Origin of the sequence: Streptomyces diastatochromogenes (genome assembly GCF_002242805.1) — a bacterium.
In the GTDB taxonomy this organism is placed as follows: Bacteria; Actinomycetota; Actinomycetes; order Streptomycetales; family Streptomycetaceae; genus Streptomyces; species Streptomyces diastatochromogenes.
This window is the reverse complement of sequence record NZ_MCGQ01000012.1, coordinates 83214-109417: the sequence shown is the minus strand read 5'-3', so window position 1 is coordinate 109417 and position 26204 is coordinate 83214. Positions and strand designations below refer to the sequence as shown.

Sequence of the window (26204 nt, the reverse complement as noted above, 5' to 3'; positions counted from 1 at the left end):
CGGATAGCCATGTGACCTCCTTCGCTCCCGATTCGATCGTCCTGAACCGCAAACTGCCGCTGTGGTACCAGGTGTCGCAGTCACTGCGCGCCTCGATACTCGGCCGCTCGCCACGGGACCCGTTGCGCCTGCCCACCGAGGAGCAGCTGGCCGAGCACTACGGGGTCAGCGTGCTGACCATGCGGCAGGCGCTGAAGGAGCTGGAGGACGAGGGGCTGATCAGCCGGCACCGGCGGCGCGGCACGTTCATCGAGCCGAGTGTCCGGCGCGGTGCTCCGGTGCGGCTCCTCGGCTCCGTGGACGCGATCGTGGCCCAGCAGTCCGGTATGACGACCGAGCTGCTGGACCACGGCAGCGTCCCCGTGCCGGCCGATCTCGCCGAGCACTTCCCGGACCTGACGGAGGTGGCGACGTACCACCGCCTGCGCAGCGACGAGAAGACCGGCGAGCCGACCAACCACGCCCTCAACCACGTACGCCCCGAACTGGCCGCACGCATCGACCTGGACGACCTGGTCCGCTGGCCGATGACGAAGGTGCTGCGGGACGTCGTCAGGGCGGACATCAGCCGCATCACGGACACCGTGGAGGCACGGCTCGCCGACCCGGAGACCGCCCGCCTCCTGGAGGTGCCCCTGCTCAGCCCGATCCTGCACTACACGGGCGTGACGTACGACGCCGACGGCCGGGTCCTGGACGTGGCGGTCATCCACTACCGGGGCGACCGCTTCTCCTTCACGGTGACCTTGGACGCGTGAGCGCTCCGCTGCGAGTGCCGCGATGGGAGGTGCCGTGAACTGTCGTCGATCGTCTGCGGCTACGCCGTGGCTGGTCGCGCAGTTCCTCGCGCCCCTTTGGGGCGCTGCCGAGCAGGGCGCTGCCGAGCAGGGCGCTGCCGTACCATGCCCAGCGTGACGCACGACGACGCTCCGCTGCTCGCGGACCTCATGCCGTGGTCCGTCGCACCGCTGCGGCCCGGCCGCGCCTGGCCGACGGCACCCGACGCGGCTTCCCTCAAGGCCCGCTGGGACGCCCTGCTCAAGGCCGAAGGGCCGGACCGCGAGGCCCTGTTCGAGCCGACCCGCTCCCGCACGCTGCAGTCCGCGGTGGGGCAACTGCCCGGCCAGCCCACCGGCACCGAGCGGCTGGCGCGCGCCGAAGGCCCCTGCGCCGAGCCGGTACGGGTCCTGGCGGCGCCCTTCGACGAGCAGTGGCTGATCCCGGACCACCGGCTGATCGACACGGCCCGCCCGGAGTTGTGGCGGGTGGCGGACGAGCACCAGGTGTTCGTGGTGGAGACGGCCGAAGACGCTGCCCCGCTCCTGGCGACCTCCCTCCTTCCCACCCTTCGCACCGGCCGCATCCGCCCGCTGTACCGCCGCCCGGACGGCACGGAACCGAACCTGGCCCCGGGCCTGCTGGACCACCTCTCCGACCGCCTCGCCACCCGCCCCACCCCACCGGACGTCCTGGCCTGGATCCTGGCGACGGTCCGCCCCGACCTCACCGTGCCGCTCACCGAGGACACCGGACTCTGGTCCCGGGGCGTCCGGCTGGGCCACCGCATGCTGTGGCTGATGCGCCGCGACGGCGAGCGCCCCAAGCTCCCGGGCGGCCGCCGCCCCTACGTCCGCGCACCCCTGCCCACCCTCCCCGCGACCCTCGATTACGACCGCGACGAGGAGACCCTCCACCTCGACGAGGGCCGCATCTCCCCCGTCCCGCCGGAGGCCTGGGACTACGAGGTGTCCGGAGCCCGCGTCCTGGAATCCTGGTTCGCGACCCGCACGACCCCGCCCGAGCCGGGCACCCTGGCCGCGATCCGCCCCGCCACCTGGCCGCAGCCCCGGACATCGGAGCTGCTGGAGCTGATCACGGTCCTGTCCCTGCTGGCGGAACTCCGCCCCCAGCGGGCCGACTTGAACCCCACCTCGACGATCACCGCGACCGACCTCCGCCAGGCCGCCGTCCTCCCGCCCCCGGACTCGTCCCACCGCCCCGCCTCGGTCCTGAACCACCACGAGGAGGGCCCGGAGGGCCAGTTCGCGCTGCTCTAGCGCCGGTTGTCCAGGGCGGCCCTCAGCCGCACCCGCCACACCCGCCCAGCTAGCCCAGCGCAAACGCGTCCAGCAGCCGCTCCAACGACCGCTGGAACACCGCCTCCAGATCGATCGGCCCCGGATCCTCGCTGAACGCCGCCGCCATCCTCGGGTACGCGCCGGAGGCCAGCCGGCCGCTCAGGTAGGCAGCACGCGCCGCGTTCTCCTCGGTCTCCGACCACGGCAGTGCCCGCGTCCGCTCGGCCGTGTCGAGTTCGTTGCGGACGTATGTGGTCACCACACCGTTCAGCATCGCGATCAGCTCGAGCTTGGTGCCGTTGGACGCCTCCAACGGGTCCAGGCACGCCAGGCAGTGCTCCAGATAGCGAAGAGCCTGCGGGCTGAAGCCGTACACCGGGGACATCAGGCGCGGCACCCACGGATGCCGATGCATCAGCGCGCGCGTCTCGTGCGCCACCCGGAGCAGGTCCGCCCGCCAGTCCCCGCTCGGCTCCCACGGGACGTGCTCCGCGCTGACCGCGTCCATCATCAGCTCGTACAGGTCCTCCTTGCGGGGGACGTAGTTGTAGAGCGACATGGTGCCGCAGCCCAGCTCGGCCGCGACATGTCGCATGGACACGGCGTCGAGCCCCTGCGCGTCGGCGATCCGGACGGCCGCTGCCGCGATGTCGTCGCGCGTGTAGGAGGGCTTCGGGCCCCGGCCCGTGCGCTCAGGGCGCGCCCAGATCACTTCGGGGACGGCCCCTCGGACTGCCATCGATCATCACCTCGGCCACCATCCTAGTTACGTACGGCGTACGCAGTGCGCTATGGTCGCCCCATGAATACTACGTACGCTGTACTTAGTGAGGGTCTGGAGAAGCGCTTCGGCGCTGTGCACGCCCTGCGCGGGCTGGATCTGGCGGTGCCCCAGGGGACGGTCTGCGGGCTGCTGGGCCCGAACGGGGCCGGGAAGACGACGGCCGTACGGCTGCTGACCACGCTGCTGCGGCCCGACGCGGGCTCGGCGCGGGTCGCGGGCCACGACCTGGTGCGCGAGGCGGCCGCCGTACGGCGCCGCATCGGCGTCACGGGCCAGTACGCCTCGGTCGACGGGGACCTCACGGGCCGGCAGAACCTGCGGCTGTTCGCGCGGCTGCACCGGGTGCGGGGCCCCGCCGGACGCGCCGACGAGCTGCTGGAGCAGCTCGGGCTGACCGAGGCCGCGGACCGCCGGGCGTCCACCTACTCGGGCGGCATGCGGCGCCGCCTGGACCTCGCGGCGAGCCTGATCCGGCAGCCCGACGTGCTCTTCCTCGACGAGCCGACCACCGGACTCGACCCGGCCAGCCGCACCCGCATCTGGGAGGCGGTGCGCGAGCTGCAGACGGACGGCACGACGGTGCTGCTCACCACGCAGTACCTGGAGGAGGCCGACCAACTCGCCGACCACATCGCCCTGGTGGACCGGGGCCAGGTCGCGCACACCGGGTCGCCCGCCGAGCTCAAGGCGCTCATCGGGTCGTACGCCGAGGCCGTCGTCGCGCACGCCGACGGGCTGCCGGACGCGGCCGCCGTGCTCGACCAGCTCACCGGCTCCGCACCCGTGTTCGACCATGAGCGGGGCGCGGTCGGCGCGGTCACCACCGACCCGACCCTCACCCTGCCCCGCCTGGTGCGCGAACTCGACGCGGCCGGGGTGCCGTTGCTCGACGTGAGTCTGCGGCCGCCGACCCTCGACGATGTCTTCCTCCGGCTCACCGGGGAGCCGGCCGACAGCAAGGAGCTCGCGGCATGAGCGCACTGGCCCACGACGGACTGGCGATGGCGGGCCGGCAGCTGCGCCGGGTCCGCAACACGCCCGGCCTCACCGTCCTGACCCAGCTGATGCCGGTCAACATGCTGCTGTTCTTCGGCTACGTCTACGGCAGCGCCCTGGCGATGCCCGGCCGCGAGTACCGCTCCTTCCTGGTGCCCGGACTGCTCGTCGCGACCGCGGCCGGCGGCCTGATGACCGGCATGTTCCAGGCCGCCGCGGACACGCACCGGGGCGTGATGGACCGCTTCCGCACCATGCCGGTGAGCCGGGCCGCCGTACCGCTCGGGCAGGCGTTCGCCGACCTGGTCGTCACGGCCCTCGGTACCGTGCCCCTGCTGCTGGTGGGGCTCGCGGTGGGCTGGCGGATCGAGGGCTCCGCGCTCGCGGCCGCCGGAGCCGTGGGGCTGCTGCTGCTCTTCCGGTTCGCCTGCACCTGCGCCGGGATCTTCCTGGGGCTGCTCACCCGCAGCGAGGACGCCGCCGGACAGCTCGGCGCCTCCTCCTTCGTGCTGCCGCTGCTGTCCAACGCCTACATCCCCACCGGGAACCTGCCCGGCTGGCTGCGCACGCTCGCCGAGTGGAACCCGATCAGCGCGGTGACCACCGCCCTGCGCAAGCTGTTCGGCAACGCTTCGGTCCCGGGCGACTCCGCCTGGCCGGTGGCCCACCCGGTCGCCGGGGCGCTGCTGTGGAGCCTCGTGCTGACCGCGGTGTTCCTGCCCCTCGCCGTACAGCGGTACGCACACGGCGAGGGGTGACCCCCTGCTGACAGAGCCGCCGGTCAGGGGAGATCATCCACCCCATGGATCTTCTCCCGCTGCCCCTGGAGGGCATCACCGTCGTCGCCGTCGAACAGGCCGTGTCCGCGCCCTTCGCGACCCGGCAGCTCGCCGACCTGGGCGCCAGGGTCATCAAGGTGGAGCGGATCGACGGCGGCGACTTCGCGCGCGGGTACGACACCGCGGCCGGAGGTCTCGCCTCGCACTTCGTGTGGTGCAACCGGGGCAAGGAGTCCATCGCCCTCGACCTCAAGGACCCGCGCGGTCTGGACGTCGTACGGCGGCTGGTCGCGGACGCCGACGTGTTCGTGCAGAACCTCGCGCAGGGGGCCGCGGCCCGGCTGGGGCTCGACGCGGCCACGCTGTGCGCGGCGCACCCGCGGCTGATCGCCGTGGACATCTCGGGCTACGGCAGCTCGGGGCCGTACGCGGACAAGCGGGCCTACGACATGCTCGTGCAGTGCGAGGCGGGTCTGGTGTCGGTGACCGGTACGCCCGGGCAGCCCGTCAAGGCGGGGATTCCGGCGGCGGACATCGCGGCGGCCATGTACGCGTTCTCGGGTGCGCTGGCCGCCCTGGTGCGGCGCGGTACGACCGGGCGGGGCGGGCCGGTGGAGGTGTCGATGCTGGAGGCGCTGGCCGAGTGGATGGGGCATCCGCTGCACCACGCCATGCACGGGGGTGAGCCCCCGGCCCGCACCGGGCTCGCGCATGCCGTCATCGCGCCCTACGACGCCTATGCGACGGCGGACGGCGGGCGGGTGCTGCTGTCGGTGCAGAACGACCGGGAGTGGCGACGGCTGGCCGAACAGGTCATAGGACAGCCTGAACTCGGGTCGGACCCGGCATACGCGACGAATGCCGCCCGGGTGGCGAACCGGGAGCGCACCGATGAGCTGGTCGCCGGGGCGCTCGGCGCACTGGACGCCGACGAGGCGCTGGCCCGGCTGGAGCGGGCGGGCATCGCCTGCGCACGCCTCAGGGACCTGCACGAGCTGGCGGAGCACCCGCAACTGGCGGCCAGGGAGCGGTGGCGTCAGGTGGGTTCGCCGGTCGGGCCGCTGAGGGCACTGCTGCCGCCCATCACACTGCCGGGTGGGGACGACGCACGGATGGGCGATGTGCCCGCGCTCGGTCAGCACACCGAGGCGCTGCTGCGTGCCGTGGGGATGACGGACGACGAGATCGCAGCGGTGCGCCGGGACGGCGTGACGGCCTGAGCGCGGGCCTCCCGGAGAAGACTCCAGGTACTGCCGGTTCGCTCAGTGACCGCTCAGCGTCCGCCGAACAGCGAGCGGCGCAGCCGGCGCAGCGGCGCGAAGAGGGAGACGCGGCTGACCCGCGCACCCCGGTCGCTACGCTCGTGCGCGGTGTCACGTGCCGTCAGCTCAAGCATCAGCGAAGTCGCCTCGGCCGCCTTCTGCTGCGGTATGGCAGGACCCGCCAGCACCGACAGATGGCGGTCGAGGCGCGAACTGGTCGCGCTGCTCCCGCAGGTGATAGCAGGGACCCTCGCCCTGCTGCGCACTGTTATCTGCTCCATGTCACTCCCCACCCGTACGAGTCCACCCGGCCCGGGCAGAGTAACCCTATCTCCCATGTGGGGCACGCGTGTATCGCACCCACAGGATTCACCTTCTCCGCAAGGCGGTTGACCATCCCGAGATGACTACTCTCCGAATCCGACCGATTTCAGGGTGAGTTGGACAAGCGGCTGGCCGGTGGGCTGGGCTGAGCCGCCGCCAGGCTCGACGGTTACGGCGAGTGACGTCGAGGACTTGCCGATCCCCTTGGCGACCAAGGGCGTGTCGGCCGCGAAGAGCCCGAGGGAGCGCGGTTGCACATGGGGGCGCATGAGCCAGAGCTGGTGCACGCGGCCGCCGGACGGGGTGCCGTATCCGCTGAGGGTGACGACGGCCTGCCCCTCCGATGCGGAGGCGATTACTCCGATACTCCGGCCCCGGGCGTCCTCACTGCTCGCGGCGCGGGCGTCGCGAGCGGCCAGAACGTGGGCGATCTCACGTGCCCGGTCCCGCTCGGCGTCGAGTTGGTCCCGGGTGCGGTTCGCCTGGACCGCGAAGAGGGAGGCGACGACCAGGGCCGCGGCGGCGGTCGCCGTGGCGAAGGGGACGAAGAGGGGGCGCCCGCGCGGCGTACGGGTGCGTGACGGCGGGGGCTGAGTGCCCCAGACGTGCGGCGGCAGCTGGGGTGCGCGCTCCCGGGCCGGCGCGGGCGCCTGCTCCTGCGGGAGGGTGCGGACGGCGGCCAGGACCCGGTCGCGCAGGGCGGCCGGTGCGGGGGCGGCCGTGGACCAGGCGAGGCGCACCGCGTCCTCCGACAGGGCCCGCACCTCGGCGGCGCAGCGGTCGCAGCCCTTGAGGTGCTTCTCGAAGCGGCGCCGCTCGCCGTGGTCGAGGGCGTCGAGCGCGTAGGGAGCGGCGAGGGAGTGCAGGTCCTCGCGGCCCAGCAGGCGGCCGAGGATGCTCATGCGGCACCTCCCAGGCACTCGCGCAGCCGGGTGAGTCCGTCGCGCATCCGCGTCTTGACCGTGCCCAGCGGCAGCTTGAGCCGCTCGGCCACCTCACGGTACGTGTAGCCGTCGTAGTAGGCGAGGGTCACCGACTGGCGCTGCAGCGCGGTGAGCCGGTCCAGGCAGCGGCGCACCCACTCGCGCTCCAGACCTGCCTCGACCTCCTCGGCCACGTGGTCGAAGGCGGGTTCCCCGGCGCGCAGGGCCTCGCGCTGTTCGCGTTCGCCGGCCGCGCGGGCGCTGCGCACCCGGTCGACGGCGCGGCGGTGGGCGAGGGTGAGGACCCAGGACAGGGCGCTGCCCCTGCGGGGGTCGAACCGGCCTGCGGAGCGCCACAGTTCGAGCAGCACCTCCTGGGCGACCTCCTCGGACTGGGCGGGGTCGCGCACCACCCGCCGTACGAGCCCGAACACCGGTCCGGAGACCAGTCCGTACAGATCCTCGAAGGCCTGCTGATCACCGCCCGCCACGAGCACGAGAAGCTCGTCCGCCTCCACCCCGGTCCCCCTTCCGTGGCCGCAGCCGGCCGCCCTGCCTCTGACCCCACGCATCCGCACGAGCGCACACCTCCGGCAGGTGATACGGATCGGCGGGCCGAAAACGCGGGTCTGAAACGTCGGAAAAAAATCTTCCGTCAGACCAATCCGATCGGCTCCTCCGCTCCGTATACCCGTCCGTCAAGGCAAGTTGGCACTGAGGACGGACGGCATGACACCTCTCTTCTCCAGGAGCGGCACGGGACGCAAGGGCCTGGTCTCGCTCATCTGTGGTGCGCTGGCCGCCGGAGGGCTCGCAGCCGCCGGCGTCGCCACGCTGGAACCCGGGGCGGCCTCCGCCTCCTCCCACCGGGAGGCCCCGCTGATCTCGGGGACCCCGCAGTACGACAACACGGACCTGTACGCCTTCGTGAGCCCGGACAAGCCGGACACCACGACGATCGTGGCCAACTGGATCCCCTTCGAGGAGCCGGCCGGCGGACCGAACTTCTACACGTTCGCGGACGACGCCCAGTACGACATCCACATCGACAACAACGGTGACGCGCAGGGCGAGCTGCTGTTTCGCTACACCTTCAAGACGCACGTCAAGAACAAGAACACCTTCCTCTACAACACGGGGGCGGTGAAGAGCCTCGACGACCCGAACCTGAACATCACGCAGACCTACGACATCGACCTGGTCAAGCTGCACAACCAGAAGGTCGTCTCCAAGACACGGCTCGCGGACAACGTGCCGGTCGCGCCGTCGAACGTCGGCAAGGCGTCGATGCCGGACTACGCCAAGCTGCGGTCCCAGGCCATCTACAAGACGGCGGGCGGTGGCGCGACCTTCGCCGGGCAGGCCGACGACCCGTTCTTCGCCGACCTGCGCGTCTTCGACCTGCTCTACGGCGGGAACCTCTCCGAGGTCGGACGGGACACGCTCAAGGGCTACAACGTCAATACGATTGCGCTGCAGGTGCCCAACGACCTGATCCGCGAGTCGTCCAAGCAGCCGATCGTCGGCATCTGGTCGACGACGCAGCGAAGGAACGCGCAGGGGTACTACGAGCAGGTCTCGCGCCTGGGCAACCCGCTGGTGAACGAGGTCGTCAACCCGCAGAAGGACAAGGACAAGTTCAACGCGTCCCAGCCCTGGTACGACGCTCAGTTCCTGAAGAACGTGACCAACCCCGAGCTGCCGAAGCTCATCGAGTCGATCTACAAGATCAAGGCACCCGCCGAGCCGCGCAACGACCTGGTCGACGTGTTCCTCAAGGGCGTCAAGGGCCTCAACCAGCCGCCGTACGTGAAGCCTGCGGAGGAGCTGCGGCTGAACACCTCGATCAAGCCGAGCATGCACCCCAAGCGGCTGGGCGTCCTCGACGGTGACAACGCGGGCTTCCCGAACGGCCGTCGCCTGTCGGACGACGTGATCGACGCCTCCCTCCAGGTGGTCGAGGGCGAACTGGTCGGCTCCAAGAACGACTTGGGCGACGCGGTCGACAAGAACGACAAGGGCTTCGACAAGTACTTCCCGTACGTGGCCGAACCGACGGCCGGTTCCCGCGGCGCCCTGGCCAAGGGCACGTCCGGCAACGCCGACGTCCGCAGCCAGCTCGGCGACGCCCTGCAGCCGGCCGGGTCCTCCTCCGACGGCTCCGGCAACACGGTGCTGATCGCCGCCTCGGCGGCCTCGGGCGCGGCCGGAATCCTGCTGATCGGCACCGCCTTCGCCTGGTGGCGCCGCCGGATGCAGCGCCCGTACTGATCCACACCCCCACCGACCGGCGCGGCCCGTATCCCCCTCCCCCACGGCGGGCCGCGCCTTTCCCCTTCCGAACATGACCAGGCGACCGAGGAGAGGGCATGCCCCCGCGCACCAACGACGACGAGGCCGAAACCCGGCCGACGATCCCTGGCGGGGATACCGCCTTGGCCTCTGCCACACCCGAAGCGGAACTGACCGGCCCGGACGCGGGGGCGCTGGGGGCGGGGGCCGAGCCGGGTGGATCCGGGGCGGAGGCCGAGGCCGAGCAGGCCGCGTCCAAGACCGAGTCGGACAGGCCCGAGGCCGAGTCAGGCGCATGTGGGTCGGATGCCGCTGTGCCGGAAACCGCACACGTCGTGCCCCACTCGCATGCCTCCCCCTCCGGCACCGACCACCGCGTCGCCGCCGTCCGTCGGGTCGGCGCCAGTGGGCGGCGCTGGCGGGCGGCTCAACTGGTCGGCTGTGCCGCTCTGTTGGCCGTCGCGCTGACGGGTGGTGCGATTGCCGTCGGGGCGGCGCGGGATGGTGGGTCCGCGGTGGCGGTCGCCTCCAGTGCTGTCGATCCCGGGGTGCTGGGCAGCGGGAATCTGGACGCGAGCATCGCCGCGCTGCAGGCGCATCTGCGGTCCCAGCCACGGGACTTCGGCAGTTGGGCCACCCTCGGCCTGGCCTACGTCGAGCAGGCGCGGACCAAGGGGGACCCGGCGCGGTATCCGCAGGCCGAGAAGGCTCTGAAGCGGTCGCTGGCGCTGAATCCCCGCAATGACCAGGCCCTGGCCGGCCGGGCCGCGCTCGCCGCCGCGCGGCACGACTTCAAGGACGCGCTGACCTACGCGGACCAGGCCCTGAAGCAGAACCCGTACAGCGAGCGCGCCCTGTCCTCGCGCATCGACGCCCTGGTCGAACTGGGCCGGTACGCCGAAGCGGACGGGGCCGCCAAGACCGCCGACACGCGCAAGCCGGGCGTGCCGGTCTTCACGCGGTACGCGTACGTGCACGAGCTGCGCGGCGACGTGACGACCGCCCGGCGCGTGCTCAAGCAGGCCCTGGCCGTGGCCACTTCCCGGGGCGATGTCGCCTACGTGGCCGCCCAGCTCGGCCAACTCGCGTGGAACCAGGGCGAGTACACGACCGCGCTCACCTACTACGCCCGGGCCCTGGCCGCCGACGAGAACTACCTCCCCGCGCTGGAGGGCCGGGCCCGTGCCCAGGCGGCCGACGGTCACCGGGACGAGGCGATCAAGGGTCTGGAGACCGTCGTCTCCCGCTATCCGCTGCCCGGACCGCTCGTCGAACTCGGCGAGTTGTACGAGGCCCGCGGTGCCGCCGGCGACAAGGCCAGGGCCCGCGACCAGTACGCGCTCGTGGACGCCTGGATCGCCCTCGCCCGCGCCAACGGCGTCAACGCCGACCTCGACACCGCGCTGGCCGCCGCCGACCACGGCGACAAGGCCTCGGCCCTGCGCGCGGCCCGAGCCGAGTGGGCGCGCCGCCACACCGTGCACACCGCGGACGCCCTCGCCTGGGCGCTGCACGTGAACGGCCGTGACAAGGAAGCCCTCCCGTACGCCCGCCGGGCCACGGCGACCGGCTACCGCAGCGCCGCCTTCCTCTACCACCGCGGCATGATCGAGCTGGCCACGGGCCACACCGAGGACGGCCGCGCCTCCCTGAGGGCGGCCCTGAAGCTGAACCCCGGCTTCTCTCCCCTGGGCGCGGCTCGGGCCCGTAAGGCACTGGAGGCTGCCCGGTGAACCTCCGTCGCCCCCTCGCCTCGGCGGCAGCGGTCCTCACCGCCGCCTGCGCCCTCGCGCTCACCCCGGCCGCGGCCGCGAGCGCGCACCCCCTCGGCAACTTCACCGTCAACCGCTACGACGGTCTCGTCGCCGCCCCCGGACAGCTCCGCGTCGACCATGTGGAGGACCTCGCCGAGATCCCGGCCACCCAGGCCAAGCCCGACATCAAGCGGCTGGGCCTGTCCACATGGGCCGAGCAGCGGTGCGCCGAGGCCGCGCGGGGCAGCAGGCTCACCGTCGGGGGACACTCCGCCACGCTCACCCCCGGCTCCGCCCACGCGAACCTGCGGCCCGGGCAGGCCGGGCTCAACACGCTGCGCGTGGAGTGCCGGTTCACCGCACCGCTCCCCCAGGGGAAGTCCGTCGCGCTCGGTTTTCACAGCGCGGGTACCACCAGCGGGCCCGGCTGGCGGGAGATCACCGCCCGCGGCGACCGCATGACGCTCACCGCGACGGACGTACCGAAGACGTCGGTCTCGCACGAACTCACCAGCTATCCCAAGGACTTGCTGTCCTCCCCGGCCGACACCGCCACCGCCTCCCTGCGGGTGCGCCCCGGCGGCCCGGCCCTCGCAGAGGAGCGACAGGACGCCCCGGGCGCCTCCGTACTGCCCCGGGGCGCCGACCGCTGGACCCGCGCCCTCGACGACCTCGTCGCCCGCCACAACCTCACTGTCGGCTTCGCCGCGCTCGCCCTGCTCATCGCCGTCGTCCTCGGCGCGATGCACGCCCTCGCACCGGGCCACGGCAAGACCCTGATGGCCGCGACGGCGGCCGCCCGCGGCGGCCGGGCCCGGCTGCGGGACGTGCTGCCCCTGGCCGCCTCGGTCACGGTGACCCACACCCTCGGCGTGGTCGCTCTGGGCCTGCTCGTCACGGCCGGTTCCGCCGCCACGCCCTCGGTGATCGCCTGGCTGGGCATCGCCAGCGGCGCCCTGGTGCTCGTGGCGGGCGCGAACCTCGTACGACGGGCCTGGCGCAACCGCGCACACGCACATCCGCACCCCCACCCCCACCCCCAACCTCACCCCCACGCGCACCCTCACGCGCACAAGGAAGCCGAAGAACGCCCGCTGGCCCTGGTGGGTGCGCACCAGGAAGCAGCCCACGCACAGCACGACCATCATCACCATCACCACGACGGCCACCACCATCACCACGGCCACGGCCACGACCACGACCACGACCACGACCACGGCCACGGCCACGGCCACGGCCACGAGCACGGCCACGAGCACGCCCTGGTCCACACCCACGGCGGCCACACCCACTCCCACTCCACCGCCCCCACCGTCCGCGGCACGATCCTGCTCGGGTTCGCCGGCGGTCTGGTGCCCAGCCCCTCCGCGGTCGTCGTGCTGGTCGGTGCCGCGGCGCTCGGGAAGGCCTGGTTCGGGCTGCTGCTCGTCGTGGCGTACGGCGCCGGTCTCGCGCTGACGCTCACGGCCGCCGGGTTCGCCGTCGTCCGGCTCGGCACGGGGATGACCCGGGTGCTGGACCGGCGCCCGCGCTGGACCGCCCACCCGGTGGCCACCCTGGTACGCCGGACCCTGCCGCTCGCGTCCGCGCTGGTCGTCGTCGCCCTGGGTGCCGGATTGGTGCTCAAGGGGGCCGCATCCGCACTCGGCTGAGCTACTTTTGTGGAGAAATCACGTGAGATGCCGTGGGGGTCGCCCGTGTCCGAAGAGCCGGGGCGTGAACGTGTGATCGCGGACCGCTACCGTCTGCTGTCGCCGCTGGGCGAGGGCGGCATGGGCACCGTGTGGCGCGCCCGTGACGAGGTGCTGCACCGCGAGGTGGCCGTCAAGGAGGTGCGGGCCCCGGCCGGGCTGCCCGCTTCGGATGTCGAGCGGATGTACGCGCGCCTGGAGCGCGAGGCCTGGGCGGCGGCCCGGGTCGCCAACCGCAACGTGGTCACGGTGTACGACGTGGCGATGGAGGGCGGCCGCCCCTGGATCGTCATGGAGCTGGTGCGCGGGCTGTCCCTCGCCGACCAGTTGGACGCCGAGGGTCCGCTGCCGCCGCAGCGGGCCGCGCACATCGGTGCCGAGGTGCTGGCCGCGCTGCGTGCCGCGCATGCCGCCGGGGTGCTGCACCGGGACGTGAAGCCGGCCAACGTGCTGCTGGCGAACGACGGCCGGGTGGTCCTCACCGACTTCGGCATCGCGACGGTCGAGGGCAGCTCGGCGCTGACCATGACCGGTGAGGTGATCGGCTCGCCCGAATTCCTGGCGCCGGAGCGGGCGTTGGGGCGTACGCCGGGTCCCGAGTCGGACCTGTGGTCGCTGGGCGTGCTGCTGTACGCGGCCGTCGAGGGCAACACCCCGTTCCGGCAGGACACACCACTGAGCACCCTGCGCGCGGTGGTGGACGAGGAACTGCCGCCGCCGCACCGGGCCGGACCGCTCACCCCGGTCATCGAGGGGCTGCTGCGCAAGGACCCCGCCGAGCGGCTGTCCGGCGAACGGGCCGAGCACGAGCTGCGGATCGTGGCGGCGGGCGGGACCCCCGGACCGGCGCGCACGGACACGACGCCGGCCTCGCCGTACGCCCCGACGGTCGCGGCCCGGCCGCAACGGCCGTCGCCCACACCGCCGATGCCCGTGCCCACCGGGTATCCGGAGCCGCGGACCACGGCCGTCGAGCCGGAACGCAACCGGCGGGCCGGCGTGGTCCTGGTGGCCGGTCTCCTCGCGGTCCTGCTGGCGGTGGCGGGACTGACGTACGCGCTGCTCGACCGGCACAACGGCGGCGGTGACGGGAACGCCGGCGCGCACACCAGCCGGGCGAGCCAGAGTGCGCACACCCCGAGCCCGAGCACCGGCACCAAGACGGACACCGCAGCGCCGCCGCCCACGCGGAGCAGCAGCGCCCCGCCGAGCACTCAGCCGGCCCAGTCCGTACGGGTCACCCTGACGGGCGCGCACACGGAGTACGACGGAAGCTGCCCGCCGCCGACCGCACAGGCGCCCGCGTTCACGGCGACGTTCACGGTGGGGCGGGTGCCCGCGCAGGTGGAGTACCGGTGGGTGCTCGCGCACGGGTCGGTCTCCGACCCGGGGTGGAAGACGCTGTCGTTCCCCGCGGACGGCGGGAAGACCCAGCAGGTGCAGGTGGTCGTGACGGCCTACTCGGACAGCGGGACGATCGACAACGAGATCAGCGTGGAGGTGCGCAGTCCGGTGCGGACCACGTCGAACTCGGTGCCGTTCACGGTGACCTGCGCAACGACGGAGACCCCGACGGACGGGGCCTCCGCTTCACCTTCGGCCTCGTGACGGTCAGGCCGCGTTCGTGAGCACCGGCAGGTAGCCGCCGGACTGGCCGGCCGCGGTGGGGTGGTACGACTCGCCGATGGAGAGCCAGTTGACGCTGTGCAGCCAGGAGTCGCCGGAGCAGATCTCGTGGCCGGTGAACGTGGTGCGGACGTCGCCGAAGACGAAGTCGTGGTCCAGGGCGCGCTTCTGGATGGCGGCGTCGATGTAGTCGGCCGCGCCGTTGATCGCGGAGCGCTTGGTCTCGGAGAGGCCGAGGCAGGTCTGGCCGAGCTTGTAGAAGCGGGGGTAGCCGAGGACGACCACCTGGGCCGACGGGGCTTTGGCGCTGATCGCGTTGTAGACGGCGTCGAGCTTGCCGGGGAGCGTGGAGTCGACGTACGCCTTGGCGCTGTTGATCTTGGAGATGCAGGCGCTGTCGGACGAGATGACACAGGTCGTCATGACGTCGGCGAAACCGGCGTCGTTGCCGCCGATGCTGATCGAGACCAGGGCGGTGGAGGAGTTGAGCGAGCCGAGCTGATTGGCGAGCACATCGTCCGTCCTGGCACCCGAGCAGGCGTTGAAGGCGAACGAGGACGGGCTGTGCGCGGCGTTCCACAGGTACGGGTACGCCTTGGTGCTGCGGTCACAACTACCGCTCGAACTGATGTAGCTGCCCGCTCCGACCCCGGAGGAGTAGGAGTCGCCCAGCGCCACATAACCGCCGTTCGCGGCAGCCGTGGAGGCCTGCGCCGTGGCGGCCCCGGTGAGGGCGAGGCCGGTGGCGAGGAGGAGCGAGGTCACGGATGCCGCAAATCGGGAACGTCTCATGGAACCTCCCTTTAGCAGGATGTCTGCCACAACTGTCGTAGCAACTACGCGTGTTGACAGGAAGTGTTCATGCCAAGACTTTTTAGGTCTCAACGACGTCTCGACGGGATCGGCCCAGGACGTTCACGCTCCGGTTATTGCGTGTGCATGTCAGATCTGTTGACAGCTCGTCAACTCCCTTGTTCTACCCCCATAGATGACCGAGGCTTTACCCAGCCCCGGAACGGAACGCAACGCTCCAGGGTCGTGCGCGCGATCCCGCGTGCACCCCCCACAGACGCGCGCCGGACCCGGGCGTGCGCCGCCAGGAGGAGGACTCCCCCGCAATGGCACAGCTGCGTACCAAGAAGCTCCGCACGGCCGCCCTCACCGGCCTGGCCTCCGCCGCCCTCGTCGGCTCACTCGCCGCGCTGCCCGCACAGGCGGCCCCGGTCGGCGGCACGGTGCTGGCCGCGAACTCCCCCACCGCCGTCAAGGGCAGCTACATCGTCACCCTGAAGAAGACCGCCGGCTTCGCGGCCTCGTCGAACACCGGCAAGGGCCTGATCCAGCACTACGGCGGCACGGTGCAGAAGACCTTCCGCGCGGCCCTGAACGGCTACACCGCCCACCTCTCGGCGGCCGAGGCCGCCAGACTCGCCGCCGACCCGGCGGTGGCCACCGTGGAGCAGGACCAGCGGGTCCACCTCGCCGACACCACGCAGTCCAGCGCCCCCTGGGGTCTGGACCGCATCGACCAGGCGAGCCTGCCGCTGTCCGGCACCTACACCTATCCGGACAGCGCGGGCAGCGGCGTGACGGCGTACGTCATCGACACCGGCGTCCGCATCACGCACTCCCAGATCAGCGGCCGTGCCTCCTACGGCTACGACGAGGTGGACAACGACACCACCGCCCAGGACGGCAACGGCCACGGCACCCATGTGGCCACCACCATCGCGGGCTCCACCTACGGCGTGGCCAAGAAGGCGAAGATCGTCGCGGTCCGGGTGCTCGACAACAGCGGCTCGGGCACGACGGCCGGGGTGATCGCCGGTGTCGACTGGGTGACCGCGAACCACAGCGGGCCCTCGGTCGCCAACCTCTCGCTCGGCGGCGGCGCCTCCACCTCGCTGGACACGGCGGTGCGCAACTCCATAGCCAGCGGCGTCACCTACGCCGTCGCGGCCGGCAACAGCAGCGCCAACGCCTCCTCGTACTCCCCGGCCCGGGTGACCGAGGCGATCACGGTCGGCGCCACCACCAGCTCGGACGCCAAGGCAAGCTACTCCAACTACGGCTCGGTGCTGGACCTGTTCGCGCCGGGTTCCTCGATCACGGCCGGCTGGAACACCAGCGACACCGCGACCAACACCATCTCCGGCACCTCGATGGCGACCCCGCACGTGGCGGGCGCGGCCGCCGTCTACCTGGCGAGCCACACCTCGGCCACCCCGGCCCAGGTCGCCACGGCCCTGGTGAACGGCGCCACCAGCGGCGTGGTCACCAGCCCGGGCAGCGGCTCGCCGAACAAGCTCCTGAAGCTCGTCCCGTAACGGCCGTACACACCCCCTGAACACCCCGTTCCCCGGAGGCCCCGAAGGCCTCCGGGGAACACATGTTTAAAGAGGGATGTCATCTTGACGGCCCCCTTGGGCCTGCGCCACATTGAAGCCCGGCATCCGGCGCGCTGGGGGGCAAAGTCGCCAATGCAGACCTTACGCATCAAGACGCCTTCGGCGGACAACACCGGAGAAGACGCCGAGCGGGCGCGGCCAGGTCCGGGGAGGGACCTGTCACCGCTGCTCGCGGGGGCGGCCACCGCCATCGGCACGGTCGGCGCGCTGCTCGCACTCACCGACGCCGACTCACCGCTGCGCGGACCGTGCACGCTGTTCTTCCTGCTCGCGGCGCCGGCCGTGGCGATCGGGGCGGCGCTGCGCGGGCTGGATCGCTTCGGCCGGGCGCTCACCGCGCTTGCGGGCGCGGTCGTCCTGGACATGCTGGTTGCCCAGGGCATGTTGGCCGTGCACCGCTGGTCGGTCCGCGGCGGGGTCGTCGCGGTGACCGCACTCAGCCTGCTCCTGCTCCTGCTCGTCGTCGGCCGGGAGAAATTCCGTTCGAAAAAACTCGGGCAAGAGTGAAGAAGCCAGGCCAAAGTTATGTAACGGCCAAACCAATAAAAACGTGAGATCTCCTTCCAGGTCTTGCCATTCTGCTTCAATCATCAATACCGTCGTACATCTCACCCGCATCGGTCCGTCAGCACACGGTTCAGGGGAGGGCTCAGGGCCGTGACGTTCCGGCGCGGGGCGCGGTAGGGGGGTGCCGTGCTCGGTGACCGCACTGGTGACCGAGTCGTGCCGCGCGACCGGCTGTCGTCTTTTTCCGGCAGACCGGCCAGCTTTGCCAGCTCGTCCGCCTGCACGGAGACCAATTCGCCGTGCCGAGGATGAGAACCCCCCTTTCGAACCGGACACAGAGCCGGGCTGCCCAGGGGCGGGCGGTCCACCGGACGAGAGGGACCACACTCATGAGTTCTGTTCTGCATCCGCCGAGTTCGGGCCAAGATCCGTTACTGGCCGCCCGCTACCGGCCCATCTCCTCTCACCTGGCGATCACTCCGCCGGTGAGCGTGGTGATTCCCGCCATGAATGAGGCGGAGAATCTCCCCTACGTCTTCAAGACCCTTCCGGACTGGATACACGAAGTGGTTCTCGTGGACGGCAATTCCACCGACGACACCGTCGAAGTGGCCCGCTCGCTGTGGCCCGAGGTGCGCGTCGTCGAACAGCAGGGCAAGGGCAAGGGGGATGCCCTGATCACCGGGTTCGAGGCGTGCACCGGCGACATCATCGTGATGGTCGACGCGGACGGCTCGGCCGACGGCACCGAGATCGTGTCGTACGTCTCCGCCCTCGTCTCCGGCGCCGACTTCGCCAAGGGCTCGCGGTTCGCCAACGGCGGCGGCACGGACGACATGACCTTCATCCGCAAGCTCGGCAACTGGGCGCTGTGCACCATCGTCAACCGCAAGTTCGGCGCCCGCTACACCGATCTCTGCTACGGCTACAACGCGTTCTGGCGGCACTGCCTCGACAAGATCGACCTCGACTGCACCGGCTTCGAGGTCGAGACGCTGATGAACATCAGAGTGGTCAAGGCGGGGCTGAAGGTGCAGGAGATCCCCAGCCACGAGTACCTCCGCATCCACGGCACGAGCAATCTGCGGGCCGTGCGGGACGGGATCCGGGTGCTGAAGGTCATCCTCGAGGAGCGCTCCAACCGGCGTGCCCTGCGCCGCCAGGCCCACCACGAACGACTGCTGAACACCGGGCGGGGAGAGGTGTCTTGAGAGATCCCGGCATCTCCGTCGTGATCTGCGTGTACACCGAGGACCGCTGGGAGGACATCCTCGCGGCGGTCTCCTCGGTGCGCGCGCAGTCGTATCCGGCGCTGGAGACGCTCCTGGTCGTGGACCACAACCAGGCCCTGCTGGACCGGCTGGCCCGCGAGTACAAGGAGGCCGGCGATGTGCGCGTGCTCGCCAACGCCGGCCCGCGCGGGCTGTCGGCCGGCCGCAACACCGGTATCGCCGCCTCCCACGGCGAGGTGATCGCCTTCCTGGACGACGACGCCGTGGCCGAGCGGGACTGGCTGTGCCGCTTCGCCGAGGGATACGCCGACCCGCGGGTGATGGCGGTCGGCGGCCGTACGATGCCCGTCTGGGCCTCGGGGCGGCGTCCCGCCTGGTTCCCGGAGGAGTTCGACTGGGTGGTGGGCTGCACCTACCGGGGGCTGCCGCCGGGCCGGGTCCGAGTCCGCAACGTACTAGGCGGAAACGCTTCTTTCCGGCGTACGGCGTTCGAGGCGGCGGGCGGCTTCGCGACCGGCATCGGCCGCGACGGCGACCGGCGCCCGCTGGGCTGCGAGGAGACGGAACTGTGCATCCGCCTCACCCGGGCCCGCCCCGACGCCGTCCTGCTCATCGACGACCGCGCGGTGATCCACCACCGGGTGCCCGCCGCCCGCGAGCACTTCGCGTACTTCCGCACCCGCGCCTACGCCGAGGGCCTGTCCAAAGCCCTGGTGTCCCGCAGCGTCGGCGCCGACAAGGGCCTCGAATCCGAACGCCGCTACACCACCCGCGTCCTGCCCGCCGGAATCGCCCGCGGCCTCCGTGACGCCCTGCTCGCCCGCCCGGGCGGCGCGGGCCGCGCGGGCGCGATCGTCGCCGGGGTACTCACCGCGGCGGGCGGCTACGTGGTGGGCAGCGTGCGGGCCCGGCGGGGCGGACCGACGTTCTCCGTCGTACGGATCGAGGGGGACACCCTCACCGATGCGGGGGTAGGGATCGGTGAGGACACCGGGAGCGATCCGGGCGGACGCGTCGACGGGGGCACCGCGAACGACCCCCGCGCACGCATCGGCGAGGGCACCACAAGCGATCCGGGCGGGCCGATCGGCAAGGACGCCGCGAACGACCCCGGCGCACGCATCGGCAAGGACACCGCAAGCGTCCCCGGCGCACGGACCGACGGAGACACCACAAGCGATCCGGGCGGGCGCATCGGCGAGGACACCGCAAGCGTCCCCGGCGCACGGACCGACGGAGACACCACAAGCGATCCGGGCGGGCGCATCGGCGGGGACACCGCGAACGATCCGGCCGCACGGATCGACGCGGACACTGCAAGCAACTTCGGCGAACGGACCGACGGGGACACCACAAGCGACCCCCGTGCACGCATCGACGGAGACACCGCAAGCGACCCCGGCGCACGCACCGAGAGGGACCCCGCATGAGCCGACCGGGCGTAGGGATGGAGGGGGAACGCCCATGAGCCGCACGGGCGTAGGGATCGAGGGGGAACGCCCATGAGTGACACCGCCGTGCCCATCCTCATGTACCACGCGGTGGCGAGCGCGCCGAACGACGCCACCCGGGCGCTGTCGGTCGCGCCGGAGGCCTTCGCCGAGCAGATGGCGCTCATCGGTGACCTGGGCCTGACCCCGGTCACCACCGCCGACCTCGCGGCGCGCTGGCGGTCCGGCCGGCCGCTGCCCGACCGGCCGGTGCTGATCACCTTCGACGACGGCTACGAGGGCGTCCACCGGCATGCCCTGCCCGTGCTCACCAAGCACGGCTTCCCGGCCACGCTGTTCGTCTCCACCGGCTGGATCAAGGGCGCGTACGACACCGGAGGCGGCCTGGACGCCATGCTCGACTGGCAGCAGGTGCGCGACCTCGCGGACAGCGGGATCGAGATCGGCGGGCACAGCCACTCCCACCCACAGCTCGACCAGCTCGACGACGCCACCCTGCGCGCGGAGCTGGTCCGCAGCACCGAGATCGTCACCGGCGAACTCGGCGCGCGGCCGGTGTCGTTCGCCTACCCGTACGGCTACTCCAGCCGCCGGGTCCGCGGGGCGGTGCGGGAGGCCGGGTACGCCCAGGCGCTCGCCGTCGGCAACGGGCTCGCCCGCCGCCGCCAGGGTCCGTACGCCCTGCAACGCGTCACCGTCCGGCGCGGCACGGACGTCGAGGAGTTCGAGCGGCTGCTCCAGGGCCGTGCCATCACCCGTAACTTCGCCAAGGACCGCGCTCTGACCAAGGGGTACGCCCTCGTCCGCAGAGCCCGTCAGGTCCGCCGGAAGGCCATCCGTTCCCGTGTCTGACACGACCACCACAACCGAGGCCGCGACGCCCGAGGACCAGGCGCCCGAGCAACCGGGGCGCCGCCTTCGCCTGCCCGGGCTGGGCCGGTCGTCCGGCGGCAACCAGCTGTTCCGCAACGCCTACGCGCTGATGCTCAACACCGGCATCTCCGCCGTGCTCGGGCTCGGCTTCTGGCTGGCGGCGGCGCGCTACTACTCCGAGTCGGCGGTCGGGCAGGGCTCCGCCGCCATCGCCGCGATGAAGCTGCTCGCCGGGCTGACCGCGGTGACCCTGACGGGCGCCCTGGCCCGCTTCATCCCGGTGGCCGGACCGCGCACCGGGCGGCTCATCTTCCTTACGTACGCGGGCAGTTCGCTGATCGTGGCGCTGGCCGCGGGCGTCTTCCTGATGACCCTGGACACATGGGGGCCGTCGTACCACTTCCTGCACGGGTCGGTGAAGGGCCTCGGCTTCATCGCGGCCGTCGTCGCCTGGAACCTGCTCACCCTCCAGGACGGCGTGCTGACCGGGCTGCGCAGCGCGCCCTGGGTGCCGGTGGGCAACACCGTGTTCTCGGCGGTGAAGCTGGGGCTGCTCGTCGCGTTCGCCGTGGCGATCCCGACCACCGGTGTCTTCGTGTCCTGGGTCGCCGCCATCGCCACCTCGGTGGTGCCGCTGGGCTGGCTGGTGTTCCGTCGGCTGGTGCCCCGGCACGTCAAGGCGACCGAGGACCACGCCAAGCCGCCGACACTGAGGGAGATCGGGCGGTTCCTGGCCGGCGACTACACCGGCTCGCTGTTCTCGCTGGCCGTGGTCTACCTCGTCCCGGTGATCATCGCCTCGCAGGTCAGCTCCGAGGACAACGCGTACTTCTACATCACCACCACCATCGGCGGCACGACCAACCTGCTCGCCATCAACATGGGCGCGTCCCTCACGGTCGAGGGCTCGCACGATCCGGGGCGCCTCGCCGCCAACACCCGCGCCGCGCTCAGGCGGATGGCCAAGATCATGCTGCCGATCGCGGGCGTACTGTTCGTCGGCGCGCCCTGGATCCTGGGCGTCTTCGGCGAGGGCTACGCGGACGCGGCGACCCCGCTGCTGCGCTGGTTCGCGGTGGGCGCGGTGCTGCGGGTCGTCATGGAGACGTACTTCGCGGTGCTGCGCGCGCAGAGCCGTACCGCCGGACTCGCCTGGCTGCAGGGCCTGTTGTGTGTGCTGGTGCTCGGCCTGACGCTGCTGCTCCTGCCCCGGATGGGCCTGACCGGAGCGGGCGTCGCCGAGATCTCCAGCCTCGCGGTGATCGTGGCGATCGCGGCGCCGAAACTGTGGCTGACCATCCGGTCCGCGCCCCCTGCCCTGCCGCCGGAGACGGCGGCACCGGACGGGGACCTCTCCGACCTGGGCGCGCGCGAGGTCCCGGCCGACTCCCCCGCGCATCGGCACAGCCCGGCCTGGGCGCTGGACAACGACACCCTCGCCCTCGGCATCCACGTCGACTTCGACCACGTCGAACGCCGGCCGGACGTCCGCCCGGGCCCCGGCACCCCGCCCGCGGGCACGCCCGTGCCGCGACCGGTCGAGGAGCCGGAACCGGGCGCGGAGGCGTCGCTGGGTCCGGCCGAGGCGGCGCTGCTGAAGGAGGCGGAGGTCGACGCGCCGTTCGAGGTGGCGGCGCCCGAGAACGCCGTAGTGCGTGAAGCTGTGGACGAGGCCGCGGACGAAACCGTGGACGAAGCCTCGGCCGAGAAGCCGCCCACCCGCCGGACGCCCACCCGCTCCGGTGTCGTCCTCGGCTGTCTGCTGATCGCCGCGCTCCTGCTGTACTGGGTGCCCGCGCTGCGGCTCGGCGAGGCCGACCTCGACGGGATGGGCGGGCTCGGCCTGGTCTCCGTGCTGCCGCTGCCGACGCTGGTGGGGGCAGCCCTGCTGGTCACGGTGTTCGCCTCGCTGCTCTGGCTGCGCCGTGAGCACCGGGCCCTGTTGCTGGTCACGCTGCTGGCGACCGTGGTGTCCCTGCACGCGCTGCCCGCGGTGCTGGAGACCGAGCCGCGGTTCCCGACGGCCTGGCAGCATCTCGGCTTCATCGACTACATCGACCGCACCGGGTCCGCCGTGCCGGACCTGGACGCCCGCTGGAGCTGGCCGGGGTTCTTCGCGGTGGCCGCGTTCGCCGCCCGGGCATGCGGGGTCGACGACTTCACGGAGATCATCCGCTGGTGGCCGACGGCCATCCAACTCGCCTATCTGGCCCCGTTGTTCCTGCTCACCCGGTCTCTGCGGGCCAGCTGGCGGGCCAAGTGGACCGGCGTGTGGCTCTTCGTGCTCAGCGGCTGGGTCGGCCAGGACTACTTCTCCCCGCAGGGCTTCACGTTCCTGCTGTACCTCGTCTTCGTGGCGATCCTGCTGGTGTGGTTCCGCGCTCCCCACGTGATCTGGGCGAAGTTCCGCCCGGGCGAGGCCGAGGTCGAACCCACCGACCGGCGCCAGCGGGCCGTGCTGCTCCTGGTGCTGATCGGCCTGTACGCGGCGAGCGTCCCGGCGCACCAGCTCACCCCGTTCGTGATGCTCGGCGTGCTCGCGGTCCTGGTGCTGCTCCGCCGGTCCGAGCTGCGCGGGCTGCCCGTCCTGTTCGCGGTGCTGGTCGCGGTCTGGGTCGGCTTCATGGCCGAGCCGTACTGGTCCGGGCACTTCAACGATCTCTTCGGCGGGGTCGGCGGGGTCGGCAGCAATGTCTCGACCTCCGTCTCCGGCCGGATCCAGGGCGGGAGTTCGACCCACAAGCTGGTCCTGTACGTCCGGGTCCTGCTGGCCGGCTCGGTGCTGGCGCTCGCCTGCTGGGGCTGGTGGCGGCGCCGCTTCCACCGGTACCGCGAGCGGTCGCTGCTGGTGCTCACCTTCGTCCCGTTCCTGGGCTTCGGCATGCAGTCGTACGGCGGCGAGATGGCGCTGCGCGTCTTCATGTTCGCGGTGCCGGGTGCGGCCCTGCTCGGCGCGCTCGCCCTGTTCCCGCGCACCGGCGTCACCGCGCGGGAGCGCGAGAAGGAGCGGGTCAGCCTCGCCCCGCTGGCCGCGCTGCTGGCCGGGCTGCTGCTGATGGGCGGGTTCCTGGTGGCCCGGTGGGGCAACGAGTCGTTCGAGCGGACCCGGCCCGGCGAGGTCGCGGCCATGGACTGGGTGTACGCCCACGACCGGCCGACGGTACGGCTGCTGTGGCTGAGCCAGGACCCGGTCAACGACGTGACCCCGGCCCTGCCGTGGGGCTCCCGGGACATGGAACGGGTGAACTACGTGCCGACGCTCGCACCCGTCGACCCGGTGCTGGTGTCCGGGCTGGTCAAGTCGCTCAAGGACGCGGGCCCGAACTCGTACCTGATGATCAACGAGAGTCAGGTCACCTATCTGGAGCTGGACGCGGGCTACTCGGCGACCTGGGAGTCCCGGCTGATCCACCACCTGGACAACCGGCAGGAGCTGACGAAGGTCCTGGTCAACGACGACGTCACCGTGTACGCGCTGCGCAAGCAGCCGGCGGGCCCGGTGCCGAAACCGGATCCGGGCCCGATCGGGCCGCAGGTGACGTGGACGCCGTGGTCGGTGGTCGGCGCGCTGGCCGCCGTGGCGCTGATCCTGCTGCTCACCGCGCGCGAGGTGGTCCGGGTCGCGACGCGGCCGAGCACCCGGCAACTGCGCCTGCTGCAGAGCAGCTTCTGGTTCTCGCTGCCGCTGCTGGCGGTGCTGCTGGCCTCGCTGGTGCAGCGGTTCCTGACCATGAAGTGAGGGGGTACGGGGTGGTGGCTCAGCGGTCGAGCCACTTCACCTCGTACGCCCGCATGTCGAACCGCTTCCCGTCGACCTGTGCGCTGATCGCCCGGTCGAGGATGTTGACCACGAGGATCTTCTTGCTGCCGGCCAGCACCCGCACGTTGGGCACGTCGTCCGGGGCGACGGACACCGTCTCGTACCGGGTGCCCGGCGGGAACGCCTGGCCGAACCGGGACACCAGGTCGTACATGGGGAGTTCCCTGCCCCCGTCGGACGCGTCCGTCGGCGTCCACAGACAGCCGGGGCAGTCGGGGCCCGTCTTCTCCTCCGGGTTCCAGTAGAAGCCGGAGTCGGCGCCGCCCTTGACCATGGCGATCATCCCGGTGGCGTGGACGGCGAGGCGGTGAGCCTCGGACCAGCCCCTGCGCTCGTCGTTGCCGTCGGCGGGCTCGACGTAGTACTCCGCCCACCACAGGGGCAGGTCACGGGTCTGCTGTCGTACCCACTCGCCCACCGCCGTGAGCTTGTCGGTGGCGGCGAACTCGTCGGGCAGCAGCTCGTCGTCGTTGGTGTAGCTGGAGCCGTCGACGACCACGAAGTCGGCGCCGGCCCTGTGCCTGCTCCAGTAGCCGAAGGCGTCGAGGACCCGCTGGTCCATGGCACCCCAGGGGCCCTTCAGCGCGGTGGAGGCCTTCGGGTCACGCGGGTCGACGCTGTCCATGACCAGGTACGGCCCGCCGACCATGATGTCCTTGTCGACCTTCTTCAGCGCCTGGTACACGAGGTTGTACATCGTCGTGTAGCCCTCGTAGTCCCAGCGGCCCTTGGCGTTGTTCCAGAAGCCCTTGAACTCGTTCCACACGATGAAGTGGCGTACGTCGGGGTAGCGCTTGGCGACGGTCGCGGCGAGGTCGGCGAAGTCCTGGTAGTGGTCCGGGGTGGGCGCGGTCTCCAGGGCGGCCTGGCTCCAGTCGGTGTTGTCGACGCCGGCCCTGCCGCCCTTCATCCAGTCCGGCGAGCAGCACAGCGTGACCACGGGGGTGCCGCCCGACCTGCGGATGAAGTCGATCCGGCGGTCCATGGCGCCGAAGTCGTAATGTCCCTTCACCGGCTCGGGGTTGTCGGCGCCCCAGCCCATCAGGGCCTGGACCTGCGGCAGCCCGGCGTCCTTCGCCAGCAGCTGCTCGACCCGGTCGGTGGCCGTGCCGCTGCCCTGGTCGGCGCTGTACTGGGTGTGGGTGAAGCCCCAGCCGACGTACGGTTCCGGGTGCTCGGGCGGGGTGGCGGGCGTGCCGTGCACCTTGTCGCCGTCGCGCGAGGTGCCGGCGGTGCTTCCGCCGCCGGGCAGCGTGTTGATCAGGGTGATCACCAGGGCCAGAGCGGCCACGCCCACCCCGAGCAGGGCGGTGAGCCGCCACCGCCGATTCCCCGTATACCACTCATGACGTCCCATCAAGGACAACAGTAACGGCGGAAACCACGTACGGGGCAGGTCTTGGG

General features: G+C 71.8%; 20 protein-coding genes and 1 pseudogene. 15 read left to right on the top strand and 6 right to left on the bottom strand.

Annotated elements, in window-relative coordinates:
• Positions 1–11 precede the first annotated feature (11 nt).
• Together BEK98_RS13510 and BEK98_RS13505 are read left to right on the top strand one after the other, a co-directional pair.
• A complete protein-coding gene (locus BEK98_RS13510; RefSeq protein WP_094216735.1) occupies positions 12–758 on the top strand; it encodes a GntR family transcriptional regulator in 747 nt (248 codons plus the stop codon).
• 144 nt (positions 759–902) lie between these two features.
• The gene (locus tag BEK98_RS13505; RefSeq protein WP_167444153.1) at positions 903–2057 is read left to right on the top strand and encodes a type ISP restriction/modification enzyme; all 1155 of its coding nucleotides are present in this window, start codon (positions 903–905) and stop codon (positions 2055–2057) included.
• 49 nt (positions 2058–2106) lie between these two features.
• Here BEK98_RS13505 and BEK98_RS13500 read toward each other — a convergent pair whose 3' ends face one another.
• Positions 2107–2817, bottom strand: a complete 711-nt coding sequence (locus BEK98_RS13500) for a TetR/AcrR family transcriptional regulator C-terminal domain-containing protein (RefSeq protein WP_094216734.1) — start codon at positions 2815–2817, stop codon at positions 2107–2109.
• 63 nt (positions 2818–2880) lie between these two features.
• On the opposite strand from BEK98_RS13500, the gene BEK98_RS13495 reads away from it, so the two are divergent.
• Genes BEK98_RS13495 through BEK98_RS13485 form a run of 3 tightly spaced genes read left to right on the top strand, consistent with a single transcriptional unit; the run spans position 2881 to position 5857 of the window.
• Positions 2881–3837 carry an ATP-binding cassette domain-containing protein gene (locus BEK98_RS13495; RefSeq protein WP_094216733.1) on the top strand — a complete coding sequence of 319 codons (957 nt, stop codon included), beginning with the start codon at positions 2881–2883 and terminating at the stop codon, positions 3835–3837.
• The gene (locus BEK98_RS13490) at positions 3834–4616 is read left to right on the top strand and encodes an ABC transporter permease (protein WP_094216732.1); all 783 of its coding nucleotides are present in this window, start codon (positions 3834–3836) and stop codon (positions 4614–4616) included. The genes BEK98_RS13495 and BEK98_RS13490 overlap by 4 nt, the downstream gene beginning before the upstream one ends.
• Before the next feature lie 44 nt (positions 4617–4660).
• Positions 4661–5857 (top strand): CaiB/BaiF CoA transferase family protein, encoded by a 1197-nt coding sequence (locus BEK98_RS13485; RefSeq protein WP_094216731.1) that lies wholly within the window; start codon positions 4661–4663, stop codon positions 5855–5857.
• 53 nt (positions 5858–5910) lie between these two features.
• Here the strand turns inward: BEK98_RS13485 and BEK98_RS13480 are convergent, their stop codons facing one another.
• The 3 genes from BEK98_RS13480 to BEK98_RS13470 all read right to left on the bottom strand — a co-directional run bounded on the left by BEK98_RS13480 (position 5911) and on the right by BEK98_RS13470 (position 7664).
• The gene (locus BEK98_RS13480; RefSeq protein ID WP_094216730.1) at positions 5911–6180 is read right to left on the bottom strand and encodes a hypothetical protein; all 270 of its coding nucleotides are present in this window, start codon (positions 6178–6180) and stop codon (positions 5911–5913) included.
• Positions 6181–6306: 126 nt separating this feature from the next.
• Positions 6307–7125 carry an anti-sigma factor gene (locus tag BEK98_RS13475; RefSeq protein ID WP_094216729.1) on the bottom strand — a complete coding sequence of 273 codons (819 nt, stop codon included), beginning with the start codon at positions 7123–7125 and terminating at the stop codon, positions 6307–6309.
• On the bottom strand, positions 7122–7664 hold the full coding sequence (locus BEK98_RS13470; RefSeq protein WP_094216728.1) for a sigma-70 family RNA polymerase sigma factor: 543 nt from the start codon (positions 7662–7664) through the stop codon (positions 7122–7124). The genes BEK98_RS13475 and BEK98_RS13470 overlap by 4 nt, the downstream gene beginning before the upstream one ends.
• Before the next feature lie 211 nt (positions 7665–7875).
• On the opposite strand from BEK98_RS13470, the gene BEK98_RS13465 reads away from it, so the two are divergent.
• The 4 genes from BEK98_RS13465 (at position 7876) to BEK98_RS13450 (ending at position 14491) form a co-directional block, all read left to right on the top strand.
• Positions 7876–9417 carry a DUF4331 domain-containing protein gene (locus tag BEK98_RS13465; RefSeq protein ID WP_094216727.1) on the top strand — a complete coding sequence of 514 codons (1542 nt, stop codon included), beginning with the start codon at positions 7876–7878 and terminating at the stop codon, positions 9415–9417.
• 98 nt (positions 9418–9515) lie between these two features.
• Positions 9516–11171 (top strand): tetratricopeptide repeat protein, encoded by a 1656-nt coding sequence (locus BEK98_RS13460; protein ID WP_094216726.1) that lies wholly within the window; start codon positions 9516–9518, stop codon positions 11169–11171.
• Complete coding sequence (locus tag BEK98_RS13455; RefSeq protein ID WP_094216725.1) at positions 11168–12844, top strand: HoxN/HupN/NixA family nickel/cobalt transporter; 1677 nt, start codon at positions 11168–11170, stop codon at positions 12842–12844. Before BEK98_RS13460 ends, BEK98_RS13455 begins: the two co-directional genes overlap by 4 nt.
• Positions 12845–12871: 27 nt before the next feature.
• Positions 12872–14491: a serine/threonine-protein kinase gene (locus BEK98_RS13450; RefSeq protein ID WP_094216724.1), complete on the top strand. Its 1620-nt coding sequence runs from the start codon at positions 12872–12874 to the stop codon at positions 14489–14491.
• A 3-nt stretch (positions 14492–14494) separates the two neighbouring features.
• Here BEK98_RS13450 and BEK98_RS13445 read toward each other — a convergent pair whose 3' ends face one another.
• Positions 14495–15301, bottom strand: a complete 807-nt coding sequence (locus tag BEK98_RS13445) for an SGNH/GDSL hydrolase family protein (RefSeq protein WP_094216723.1) — start codon at positions 15299–15301, stop codon at positions 14495–14497.
• Positions 15302–15627: 326 nt separating this feature from the next.
• On the opposite strand from BEK98_RS13445, the gene BEK98_RS13440 reads away from it, so the two are divergent.
• The 6 genes and pseudogenes from BEK98_RS13440 (at position 15628) to BEK98_RS13415 (ending at position 24719) form a co-directional block, all read left to right on the top strand.
• Positions 15628–16836 carry a S8 family peptidase gene (locus BEK98_RS13440; RefSeq protein WP_094216722.1) on the top strand — a complete coding sequence of 403 codons (1209 nt, stop codon included), beginning with the start codon at positions 15628–15630 and terminating at the stop codon, positions 16834–16836.
• 84 nt (positions 16837–16920) lie between these two features.
• A complete protein-coding gene (locus BEK98_RS13435; RefSeq protein ID WP_244201854.1) occupies positions 16921–17424 on the top strand; it encodes a hypothetical protein in 504 nt (167 codons plus the stop codon).
• 389 nt (positions 17425–17813) lie between these two features.
• The gene (locus tag BEK98_RS13430; RefSeq protein WP_094216721.1) at positions 17814–18635 is read left to right on the top strand and encodes a glycosyltransferase family 2 protein; all 822 of its coding nucleotides are present in this window, start codon (positions 17814–17816) and stop codon (positions 18633–18635) included.
• Positions 18632–19609: pseudogene (locus tag BEK98_RS13425) on the top strand (glycosyltransferase family 2 protein); the annotation flags it as partial. The gene BEK98_RS13430 and the pseudogene BEK98_RS13425, both read left to right, overlap by 4 nt.
• 549 nt (positions 19610–20158) lie before the next feature.
• Positions 20159–20959 carry a polysaccharide deacetylase family protein gene (locus BEK98_RS13420; protein ID WP_094216720.1) on the top strand — a complete coding sequence of 267 codons (801 nt, stop codon included), beginning with the start codon at positions 20159–20161 and terminating at the stop codon, positions 20957–20959.
• Positions 20952–24719 (top strand): lipopolysaccharide biosynthesis protein, encoded by a 3768-nt coding sequence (locus tag BEK98_RS13415; protein ID WP_094216719.1) that lies wholly within the window; start codon positions 20952–20954, stop codon positions 24717–24719. The genes BEK98_RS13420 and BEK98_RS13415 overlap by 8 nt, the downstream gene beginning before the upstream one ends.
• Before the next feature lie 19 nt (positions 24720–24738).
• Here the strand turns inward: BEK98_RS13415 and BEK98_RS13410 are convergent, their stop codons facing one another.
• Positions 24739–26157 (bottom strand): GH39 family glycosyl hydrolase, encoded by a 1419-nt coding sequence (locus tag BEK98_RS13410; protein ID WP_094216718.1) that lies wholly within the window; start codon positions 26155–26157, stop codon positions 24739–24741.
• Positions 26158–26204: the final 47 nt, after the last annotated feature.